At 65.4% G+C, this 10,452-nt stretch carries 11 protein-coding genes; 4 read left to right on the top strand and 7 right to left on the bottom strand.

Translation table 11 applies throughout. The features are described from left to right. Positions 1 to 165: 165 nt before the first annotated feature. The 3 genes from ACWDUA_RS06385 to ACWDUA_RS06375 all read right to left on the bottom strand — a co-directional run bounded on the left by ACWDUA_RS06385 (position 166) and on the right by ACWDUA_RS06375 (position 2,161). Positions 166 to 786, bottom strand: coding sequence for a response regulator transcription factor (locus ACWDUA_RS06385; protein WP_449750167.1), 621 nt, complete (start codon positions 784 to 786; stop codon positions 166 to 168). Continuing rightward, a complete protein-coding gene (locus tag ACWDUA_RS06380) occupies positions 783 to 1,337 on the bottom strand; it encodes a nuclear transport factor 2 family protein (protein ID WP_449750166.1) in 555 nt (184 codons plus the stop codon). Before ACWDUA_RS06380 ends, ACWDUA_RS06385 begins: the two co-directional genes overlap by 4 nt. A gap of 149 nt (positions 1,338 to 1,486) precedes the next feature. Continuing rightward, on the bottom strand, positions 1,487 to 2,161 hold the full coding sequence (locus ACWDUA_RS06375) for a winged helix-turn-helix transcriptional regulator (protein ID WP_449750165.1): 675 nt from the start codon (positions 2,159 to 2,161) through the stop codon (positions 1,487 to 1,489). Between the two features lie 163 nt (positions 2,162 to 2,324). Between ACWDUA_RS06375 and ACWDUA_RS06370 the strand changes: the two genes are divergently transcribed. Then, positions 2,325 to 3,137, top strand: a complete 813-nt coding sequence (locus tag ACWDUA_RS06370) for a class I SAM-dependent methyltransferase (RefSeq protein WP_449750164.1) — start codon at positions 2,325 to 2,327, stop codon at positions 3,135 to 3,137. Between the two features lie 30 nt (positions 3,138 to 3,167). On the opposite strand, the gene ACWDUA_RS06365 is transcribed toward ACWDUA_RS06370, so the two are convergent. Together ACWDUA_RS06365 and ACWDUA_RS06360 are read right to left on the bottom strand one after the other, a co-directional pair. Beyond that, positions 3,168 to 3,548: a hypothetical protein gene (locus tag ACWDUA_RS06365; RefSeq protein WP_449750163.1), complete on the bottom strand. Its 381-nt coding sequence runs from the start codon at positions 3,546 to 3,548 to the stop codon at positions 3,168 to 3,170. 454 nt (positions 3,549 to 4,002) lie between these two features. After that, the gene (locus ACWDUA_RS06360) at positions 4,003 to 5,088 is read right to left on the bottom strand and encodes a porin PorA family protein (RefSeq protein WP_449750162.1); all 1,086 of its coding nucleotides are present in this window, start codon (positions 5,086 to 5,088) and stop codon (positions 4,003 to 4,005) included. Between the two features lie 370 nt (positions 5,089 to 5,458). Between ACWDUA_RS06360 and ACWDUA_RS06355 the strand changes: the two genes are divergently transcribed. After that, entirely contained in the window at positions 5,459 to 6,034 is a 576-nt protein-coding gene (locus ACWDUA_RS06355) for a TetR/AcrR family transcriptional regulator (RefSeq protein ID WP_449750161.1), read from the top strand. A gap of 235 nt (positions 6,035 to 6,269) precedes the next feature. Continuing rightward, a complete protein-coding gene (locus ACWDUA_RS06350; protein WP_449750160.1) occupies positions 6,270 to 6,908 on the top strand; it encodes a trimeric intracellular cation channel family protein in 639 nt (212 codons plus the stop codon). 3 nt (positions 6,909 to 6,911) lie between these two features. On the opposite strand, the gene ACWDUA_RS06345 is transcribed toward ACWDUA_RS06350, so the two are convergent. Next, positions 6,912 to 7,682, bottom strand: coding sequence for a hypothetical protein (locus tag ACWDUA_RS06345; RefSeq protein ID WP_449750159.1), 771 nt, complete (start codon positions 7,680 to 7,682; stop codon positions 6,912 to 6,914). Positions 7,683 to 8,009: 327 nt separating this feature from the next. On the opposite strand from ACWDUA_RS06345, the gene ACWDUA_RS06340 reads away from it, so the two are divergent. Beyond that, positions 8,010 to 9,068: a hypothetical protein gene (locus tag ACWDUA_RS06340; protein WP_449750158.1), complete on the top strand. Its 1,059-nt coding sequence runs from the start codon at positions 8,010 to 8,012 to the stop codon at positions 9,066 to 9,068. Positions 9,069 to 9,128: 60 nt separating this feature from the next. Here the strand turns inward: ACWDUA_RS06340 and ACWDUA_RS06335 are convergent, their stop codons facing one another. Then, entirely contained in the window at positions 9,129 to 10,424 is a 1,296-nt protein-coding gene (locus ACWDUA_RS06335; protein ID WP_449750157.1) for an alpha/beta hydrolase, read from the bottom strand. Positions 10,425 to 10,452 lie beyond the last annotated feature (28 nt).

Raw genomic sequence — 10,452 nt, 5'->3', positions numbered from 1 at the left:
TCGGTCCCGGCTCAATCACCAACAATCCGTCGATGGTTGAGCCGACGAGGAGCGAACCGCCAAGCCACCTACGATGGTTGAGCCGACGAGGAGCGCAGCGACAAGTCGAGTCGAAACCCCCGCCGGCCGACGACGATACGCCACCACCTCGAGGCTGCGGTCGGCTCAGAGCGCGACGCGATGGACCAGGACGTCGTGCACCAGCGTCGACAGGCTATCCGATTCGGTCTTGGACTTGATCCGGACCCGGTGGACATCAACGGTTTTGACCGTGGTTCCCAGGTCGCGGGCGATCATGCGACTCGACAGTCCGCCGATCACCAGGCGCAGCACATCTCGTTCGCGGGGCGTGAGTCGACCGACCCGATCCTCCACTCGGCGACGTTCGGCGCGCTCGGCGAAGAGCTGGTTGGCCTTGGCCAGGTGCATCTGCACCACCTCGAGCATTCGCTGGGAACCGTACGGCTTCTCGAGGAAGTCGACGGCACCGGCCCGGATCGCGCGTACCGACATGGCGATGTCGCCGTGTGCGGAGCAGAAGATGACCGGCGCCGGATAGTCGCGCTCGTTGAGGATCTCCTGCAGCTGGAATCCACTGATCCCGGGCATGCGGACGTCGACAACCACCACACCGGGTTCCTCGGGGTCGAACTCCTCGAGGAACGACGCTGCGTCGGGGTAGGTCAGTGCGGTGATGCCGACGGTGCGGAGCAGGAAGGTCACCGATTGCCGGAGGTCGTCATCGTCGTCGACGACATGCACCACCGGCAACGCCACGGCGGTCACGGCTTGAGCAGGACCGACGAGCTCGGGTAGGCGTCGGCGAACTTGTCGGGCAACGGGGCGACGAAGACGTTCTCGGTGCGGGTGCGGGAGATCAACCAGGAGCCGTCGACCTTGCGGAAGGCGTTGTTGAGGCGGCTCGACCGCAGCAGGCTGGTGCCGTCGGAGAACAGCCACGGCTGCATGTGAATCCACTGGGCCTCGGCGGTGTCGCCGTCGACGTGAATCTGCTCGCTGGTCAGGTAGTGGGCGTTGAGCAGCAGCGCCGGGTCCTGCTTCTCGCCCCAGAACCGCTGGAAGTGCTCGCGCAGGGCCTGCTTGCCCTCGAGTCGGCCGAACTGGTCGGTGTAGTACTCGCCGACACCCTCCCAGATCGCGTCCTCGGTGTAGAGCGCCAGGATCAGCTCGATGCGGTCGGCGTCGTCGGTGATGCCGTACTCGGGACACGGGGTGTCGCAGAGGAACATGTAGCGGGCCTGCAGGCGGCGGATGTCGGCTTCGGCCTCGAGCACCTCGACTCGTGCGGCGAGTTCCTCGATGGTCGGCGTCGTCATGGCTTCTCCTCTGCAGTGCGAACGGACCTGGCGGCCGTGGACTGACAGCCACCGGGATGCTTCCACGCTAGGGCGGCGACGGTGGCGAGGAAATACGAGAAACCCTTATCGGCCGATAGGGATGGTGGCGACACCCCACAGCACACCGATCACGCCGGTCGCGGGATTGCGGCCGAGGCGCCCTGCCCGATCCATCGGGGGATGTCACGGCCGACGGCGGGCGGTGCCTGGATCTCGATGCGCTGCTCACGCAGCGCCGAGTGCCAGTCGGTGTCGCCGCGCCACACCTCGGTCAGCGTGCGCAGCTCGGTCACGACGGTGGCGTCGAGGTCGAAGCCGGGGTCGAAGTCGCAGACCTGTGCCCGCCCCTCGTCGACGACGAGCCACCACATGCCCGCCTTGCCGAGAATGTCGGGAAATCTGAACGCGATCATCGTCCGCCGCCGCGGCCACTGGTCGATCGGGATGGTGCGGTGCATGTCCCACATGAGCAGGTGAGGGTCGAGGTCGGCGTCGCCGAGCTCGCCGATCCAGCGCGTGCCCCACGTACCGAGGGCGTCGACCACGCCGGACAGTTCCCGGCCCATCCCGGTGAGGGTGTAGGTCACGCGACCACCCATCTCGGAACGACGGATCACCCCGGCCCGTTCCAGTCCGCGCAGCCGTTTGGTCAAGAGAGCCGGCGACATCTTCGGCACACCACGCCGCAGATCGTTGAAATGTCTACTACCCAAGAGGAGTTCGCGGACGATCAGGATCGTCCACCGCTCGTCGAGCAGCTCCATCGCCTTGGCGACCGGGCAGAACTGTCCATATGAGGTCATACGACCACCTCCGTCGATGCGTCTCAGTACACACCCGACCCAGCGATATGACCAGTACAGATCCTGTACCACGACCACTACAGATCGTGGTCTGGCGCCGGATCGCCCCTCGAACGGATGCTGAGTGGGTCCCACCGAGAATCGATCGCAGAAGGTGACCATCATGTCGACACCATCCACCACCGCATTCGACACCGAGTTGAAGGCACGCCATCGCGCACTGTGGGCGTCCGGGGACTACCCCGCCGTCGCCGACGTGATCGCCCCGCTCGGCAAACGCCTGGTCGCGGCCACCGCCATCGGTTCCGGCGACCGGGTACTCGATGTCGCGGCCGGCGCCGGCAACGTCGCGGTCCCCGCAGCCGGCACCGGTGCACACGTCGTGGCGAGTGATCTGACCCCCGAACTCCTCGAGACCGGCCGCACGCGCCACCCCGACCTCGGGATCATCTGGCGCACCGCCGACGCCGAGGATCTCCCGTTCGACGACGACTCGTTCGATGTGGCGACATCCTGTGTGGGGGTGATGTTCGCCCCGAATCACCTGCAGTGCGCGAGAGAACTGGTGCGTGTGTCGCGGCCCGGCGGACGGATCGGAGTGATCAACTGGACACCCGCCGGGTTCATCGGCAGGCTCTTCGCGGCGATGAAGCCGTACGCCCCGCCACTTCCCCCCGGCACCCAGCCCGGAATCCGTTGGGGCGATCCGGACTACGTCGCAACACTTTTCGGCGACAAGGTCGACCTGGAGAGTCGCACCGAGTCACTGACCGTGTCGGCGTTCGCCGACGGCGCGGCCTTCCGCGACTTCTTCAAGGCCACCTACGGGCCCACCATCACGGCCTACCGCAGGATCGCCGACGACGCCGAGCAGGTGGCGGCGCTCGACGCCGCGATGGCCGACCTCGCCGACCAGGCCATCACCGACGGCACGATGGAATGGGAGTATCTGATCACCACCGCCACCGTGCACTGATCCCACTGCGGCCGTAGCGATCACAGGACTTCAGGCGTTGTCGCAGTAGGTCTGGGCCAGACGCGCGCTCGCCGCGCGCTCGGTGGCGAAGGCCTCGACGGTCCCGCCACCGGGCAGGGACACGGTGCAGATCTCCTGGAGGTCGAGGTCTTCGAACTCGGCCTGTGTGATCTCCGAACCCTGGCCGCAGACGCTGCCGGTGGGAACGCCGGAGACCACCACATAGTAGGTTGCGCTATACACCGGATTGATTGCACACCAACGGATCTGATCGCCCTGCGCCGCCAGGTGAAGGGCCGGCATGGAGGTCGGGAGACCACTGGTGTCTGGGTCAGGCTGGCTACACGCCGTCGCCCCGAGCAGCAGACCCGCCCCGAGGACGCCGGCGACGATGCCCCGATTCATCATCATGAACGCACTATAAGCTGACTTTCAGAATCGACTCCAGATCAGTAGCCATCCTTATGGTCCGACTCACATCCGCAATCCGGAATCGATGCACGCACCGGATCCTCAGTGCCTGCCAGACCGACCACACCGCACACCCATCGTGGCAGGTCACAGCCCCAAGGGGTGCACCTGGACCACCACGGGAACGTGTCGTCAGAAAGTACTCACCGTACCGACAGCGACCGTCCATACGCGCCGGGTATCGTCGAGTGCGACAGAGCGTTATGAGAGAGGATAACAAATGTTCGATGACATCCTGTGGACCGCAATCCAGTCCAACGACGCCGTCTTGGCAGCACTGCAGTTCGTGTTCAGCGGCGTGAAGTAGAACGCAATCGGCCAACGCCCCGGTCCTTCCTCGAGAAGGACCGGGGCGTTTGCCATTCCGGCGATCCGCGTCGGAGTCCATCTACCCCTATCGGGCCGACACCTCGTCGGTGGCGGACGAACTGGTGGGCAGGGTCAGCTCACCCGAGGCCGGGGCATTGTCGTCGCCGGATGTCGGTGCCGAGAGCTGGGCCGGACGCCGGCGGATGATGGCGATGACGATCGCGACCACACCGAGCAGTCCGACGATCAGCGGAATCCACAGACGAATCCAGGCGAACGCGGCGGCGTTGTCATTCAGCTCGGCCGCGGCGGCGGCAACGCTGGCGTCGGAGGTGTGCACGTCGGTGACCTGCATCGGAATGGTGAAGATCGGCTTGTCGGGATCGCCGATCGCGGCACCCATCGAGATCTTCTGGTCCACCACGAGGAACGACCCGAACTGCTGGTCGGCGGTCATGGTCGCCACGGTGCGGGCGACAACGGTGACCGGCACGGTGGCACCGAGGCCGGCCAGGGCCGAGGCGGGAACACCCATCAGGGTGAGCGCCTGGGTGGGGATGACCGATCCGTCGGTACCGAACTTCTTGCCCAGCGCAGCCGTCATGGCGGTGGCGGTCTTCTCGTCCGCGAGCGACCCGGAGGCGTCGTAGGTGTAGCTCACGACGCTGCGGCCCTGCACCTCGCCGGTCTCGGCGAACGTCAACGGGACTGCCCGGCCCAGGTAGTGGTCGTAATAGGTCTGACCGTCGTGCGACGGGTTCGGCGGGACACCGATCACCGCTCCGCCACGCTGGTCGATGACGGCGACGTTGTCGAACGTCGGCTCCTGGGTGTAGTCGCGGCGATTGATCGCATACTGCTGCGCCGACCCACCGATGGGCTGTGCACCCTCGGTGCGCGGGGTTGCGTAGACCGCGGACGACGAGGTGATCAGTGCGGTGTTGCCCTGCACGGCATCGACTTTCATCGAACGCTGTACCTCGACGGGTCTTTGGACGAGCTTTCCGGTGGCATCCGGCGTCGCCATGGTGCCGACGAACACACTCCCCTTCTCCAGGCCGGCGGGCATACGCGACAACAGCGGCGTGATCACCGTACCGAGCAGGACCGCTCCGACGACGAGGATCACCCCGAGAACGAGGAGGACAAGCGATGAACGTCGAATGTGCATGTGTGACAGTTCCCTTCGTGGGTACGCATATGCGAGTGCATGTACCGCAAGGTGATAGGACTAGCGGAACCGCAAGCATCTTGACTGAAGACAGGACTCGACCACGAAGTGGCGACAGCCGGTGCCGCGCACCACTGATCGATGCGTGCGAGACGCCTGGATCTGTGTGAGAAGCCGAACGACGGAGGTGTCGTCGGTGAGGTCACGGCCGTCGGGGCATCAGAGGCCCGCCGCAGCCGGATCGGATGGAGGGGAGATCAGGTGACAACGTGGGGGGAGAGTTGAGGGAGCCTCCTGGGGTGACGCGTCGTGCCGAAGGTCACGACCTCGTGCTTCTACCGGACAATGTTGTCCGGTATAGGATCGAAGTGTGACCCAGGACACTCCGAAAGTCAATAGGGGGCCGGCCGCCGGTGCCGAGAACCGAGCGAGACTACTCTCCGCAGCGCGAATCGTGTTCGCCGAACGCGGCTACGCTGCACCGTTGTCTGCCGTCGCCAAGGAGGCCGGGGTCGGCCAGGCCGTGCTCTATCGACACTTCCCGACCAAGCTCGACCTCGCCTATGCGGTGTTCAACGAACGGTGGGACGAGTACGAGCGGATCGCCGCGAATCCCGGGCCCGACGCATTCCCCCGGATGTGGTCGCTGATCATCGAGCACACCATCGACAACGTCGCGTTCATCGAGATGGTCGCCGACACCCAACGGAACATGCCGTCGGGGGATACCTGGAAGCGGCTGCGCAACCTTCTCCAGAACGCGCTGGCGGCGTCGCAGGCGGCCGGCACCGTCGACCCCGAGCTGACGGTGCGCGACGTCATGCTCGCCCATCGCATGGTCTACGGCATCGTGGCGTCGGCCGTCGACCATTCCCGCCTGCGCGCCGACGTGATCCGGGCACTGTCGATCGCCGGCCGCATGCCGCCCCTCGATCCGGGCAAGTGAGCTCGGAATCACTTGCCCGGCATCAAACGACCACCACTCATGGTCGTCCGACAGCGGTTTGTTGTCATCACCCGGAAATGCCCTCACAACGGTCCGGACGTCTCGTCGGATCATCGCGTCGCCGTACGCGCATCGATTACCATCGCGGCGACCTCCAACACGTATCAACGATGTCGCAAAGTGGGTAGAGCCATGTGCATTGCACACCGGAGCCGGCGAACCGTCTGTCGTGAGGATGACTGACGGTGACATTCGCTCGCAATTGGGCGGGCGGACATTCACCGCGGTCGACATCGTCGCGACCGCATTGTTCGGGTTCGAGGGGGCCTCGGCGGCCGCCCAGACCGATTTCGACGCCCTGGGCATCCTCGTCGTCGGGTTCGTCGTCGGACTCGGCGGCGGAATCGTGCGCGACGTTCTGCTCGGTGATCTGCCACCGGCCTCGTTGCGCTCCTCATCACGCGTCGTCGCCGCACTCGCCGGGGCGGGCGCCGCCTTCGTGCTGGTGGGATTGGCCGATGCGGTGCCGGCGACCCTACTCGCGCTGTGTGATGCGGCCGCCTTGGCATTCGTCGCCATCGCCGGTGCAGAAAAGGCATTCGAACTCGGATGCAGCGTCGTGGTGACGACGGTGATCGGAGCCATCAGCGCCACCGCGGGCGGAGTGGTGCGTGACCTCCTGCTGGAGCGGACGCCCTCTGTGATGTCACAGAGCGTGTACGGCACGGCGGCCTTGGCGGGTGCTCTTGTGGTTGCGGTGATCATGTCGTCCCTCGGCCGTCCGGGGCCCGCGCTGTGGTGCGGTTTCGCGGTCACCTTCGGCCTGCGTGCGCTCGCGGTACTCCTCGACTGGCAGATTCCGCACCTGACGTGACAGTCATTCCGCCGGTGTGTCGAACCGTCCCGCCACCGCTTCCTGCAGACGGATCTTGGCGCGGCTGATCGGTTGACGGAGTCGCTTCTCCCGTGAGACGGCACGCTCTTGCGTCCGCGGGCGCGCACGGTAGAAGAATCGCGCCCACGGGGATCTCGGCCTGCCGAGGCGAATGGCCCCCACGACGAGGAACGGCACGATGAACAAGCCCACCAGGCCCGTCCAGATCTTGCCCTTGAGCAGAACGATCACGGCCAGACCGTACTGGACCAGCAACAGGGTCAGGGTGACCGCGAGCGTCGACCACTGCCGGTCGGACTCGTACTGGCTGAAGTCGCCCGACAGTCCGATCGGGTGCACCCCGAGAACGAAGAGGCCGGTGACGGCCAACGCGACGAAGATCGCGTCGATACTCGTCCGACCCTCCTGCGACCAGTACACATCGCGCAGATGCAGGATCAAGGCGAACTCGTCGAGGACCAGTGCGGCGCCGATTCCGAACAGCGATCCCAGCACCGCATTGGCGATCGGGGTGTGATAGTTGGCCAGCGCGATGAAAGCGAATCCACTGATCAGGACCAGCACCATTCCGAACACCACGTGATGGATGTGCAGGCCGCCGGGCTCGACGTTGCCGGGCCACCACGACACCTCGGCGCGGATCATCCGGACGCTGAATCTGATGAACAGAAACGTGAGAACAAAGGCGACCATCATCATGAATACCGGTAGTCGACCGGTATCGACGATGGTGCGCGTGAACCAGTCCGTCATACCGGAATCGTATTCGACGATTCCACAGGGCGACCACCGGCGAAAAGAACAAGATTTTGTTGTCGTCCGTCAGAACAATTGATGCCCTCTTCACTTGCGCCCACGTCCTCACCCTGGGTAATGTCGAAAGCGCTTCACCAAGGGGGATGCGCCGGATGGGGTGCCTTCGATACGTTCGATTCGTATGTCCTCCACTGATTTCCGCTCGGCCGGCCGTGGCGGAAAGGCGCAGTTCCGGCCCGGGTAGATAAGGCTCTCGCATTGCAGAACAGCACTGTCGACCGAGTCGAGGTGGTCGGTCGACGTGCCTGGGCTCCACACGGTTTCGTGCGCGCCAAGGGCGGTGTCACGTGGGTGACGCTGTTCATCGTCGCCGCAGCCATCACCATCATGGTCACCCGCACCTACCTCGAGATCACCGGCTACCCGCAAATCGGCAGTGGCTCACTACATATCGCACATGCCCTGTACGGCGGGGCGCTGATGACCATTGCCCTCGTGATCCAGTGGCTCTTCATCGGCTTCCGGGTTCGCACGATGAGTGTGGTCATCGGCGGAATCGGCTTCGGATTGTTCGTCGACGAGGTCGGCAAGTTCGTCACGAAGACCAACGACTACTTCTATCAACCAAGCGCCGACATCATCTACATCACCATCCTCGTGATCATCCTCGGCGGCAACATCGTTCGCATCGTGCGTCGGCCGACCCCGCACGAATCCCTCGCCAATGCGGCGGTCATCGCCGCCCAGGGGGTGACGAGCGGACTCACTCCGCGGCGACGTGCTGACGCAGAGAATCTCCTCCGGGCAGCGCGCGACAGAGGGGTCGACCCCCTGTCGGTGCAGGCCGTCGCCGACATGCTCGCCACGTGCGCATCCGCTCCCGATGGCTACCGGGCGGCGACGGGCAGACTCCGTGCGTCCACCCCGGCGCTCGTACACTCGCCGGTGTGGACGGCGGTCTTCGGGTGGCTGATGGTCGCGGTCTCACTGGAAGTACTGGCGACTTCCGCGCTCGATATCCCCTGGCGCCCTTCAGAAGCCCTGTTCGGCATCACCGACAACACCTCGGGGCTCGTGCACGTGTCGAATCTGACCTACGTCGTTCTCGGCGCGGCGACCTTCGTCGTGTCGGGATTCGCGATGATCGCTCGGCGTCGCTCGCGGCGGCGGACACCGCAGGCGGAATGGCCGCTGCGTGTTCTGCGGACGGCGGCGGTGGCATTCACACTGATCGGCGGAGTCACCGACTTCGCACAGTTCGGCTTTGCCGCGATGGCGAGTATCGCCATGGGGGTCACCACCATAGCGGTGATCTCCGACGAACTCGGCCGCGTTCGAGCCGTCGAGAACGCGAGTACCCGAGCAGACCAGACCAGGCTCTGACCTTCAGACCCTGCCCCCTCAGACCTGACCCCCGGACCCTGACCCCCGGACCCTGACCCCTCAGCCGATCCCGAGCCGCTGCGCCAGCCACGGCAACTCCTGCCGGAACCCCTTGCCCCAGACGGTGAATTCATGACCGCCGGGGATGGTGTCGAACCGGACATCCATCCCGGACTGTTCGGCGACCGGAACCAGCCGTTCCAGGCCGGGCCGGTATTCGTGATCGCTCGCACCGACGAGGAAGACACCGGCGACACCGGGGTACTTACGGCTCCGCATCAGGTCGACGGGATTGACGGCGATGAACGCGGCGGTATCGCCGCCGAACGCAGCATCCACGGTCCGGCTCCGATCACCGAGTGTCGGCTCCCACTGTCCGGACATGTCGAGGAACGTCGGATACATGTCGGGATGGTTGGTGGCCAGTTGCAGTGCGCACGTCCCACCGTACGAGAGGCCTCCGACCGCCCACTTCTGCCGATCGGTCTCGACGTCGAGACCGTGTGCCGCCCACCGGCCGACATCGGTGGTGAGATAGGTGTCGGCGTTGCCGAGACGTGAATCCATACAGAGCGGATTGTCGAATTCGCTTCCGGTGCCGTCGGCCATGATGACAACGGGGGCGACCCCGTGGTGTGTCTCGGCGAACTGATCGAGCGTGTCGACGATACCGGCGCTCACCGTCCAGTCCTCGGGTGAACCGGGCTGACCGGCCAGCATCACGATCACCGGGAGAATCGGACGCGGATCGGTGAAATATGCCGGCGGCAGATACACTTTCGCCGGTCGGGCGGTGAATCCGGATGCGGTGGCGGGGATCGCGACGGTGGCGATCCTGCCGCGGGAGTCGAGGCCGGCCGGTGGGCGCCACCGGGCGAGCGGGACGGTGTGGGCCCGTGTTGCGGGCAACTCGGCGGTCTCGACGTCATCGATACCGGCAAGCGCCCCGACGGTCGGGTACTTGCCGAACTCCGCGTTGATCTGCATCAGACCGGCCGCCACCACCAGTAGGACCGCGATCGCCGTGACGATGCGGCCACGCAGCGTGGTACCCAGCCGGGTCCAGCCCGGGCCGATCAATCGGATGATCCCCAGCAGGACACCGAAAGTGATCAGCGCCGACCACCCGTAGACCGGCGTCGGCACCGCATCGGGGAAGATCTGGAGAACGTCATCGATGAGCCAGTGGGCGGCGAACGCACCGACCGCGGCGACCACTGCGACGACCGGGACGACGACGCCCAGGTAGCGCGACGATCGGGCCGCGATCAACCAGACCAGGCCGAGCACACCGAGCACGGTCAAGGTCACGGGAAGCCAACCGTCGATGACCGAGACGTCGAGAAGCGAGTTCACCCGTGCACTCCTGTCTGCGTGGATGTTC

Source organism: Gordonia sp. NPDC003376, assembly GCF_053589235.1.
Note: the sequence above shows the minus strand (reverse complement) of the source record. Positions and strands in the feature narration are given on the sequence as shown.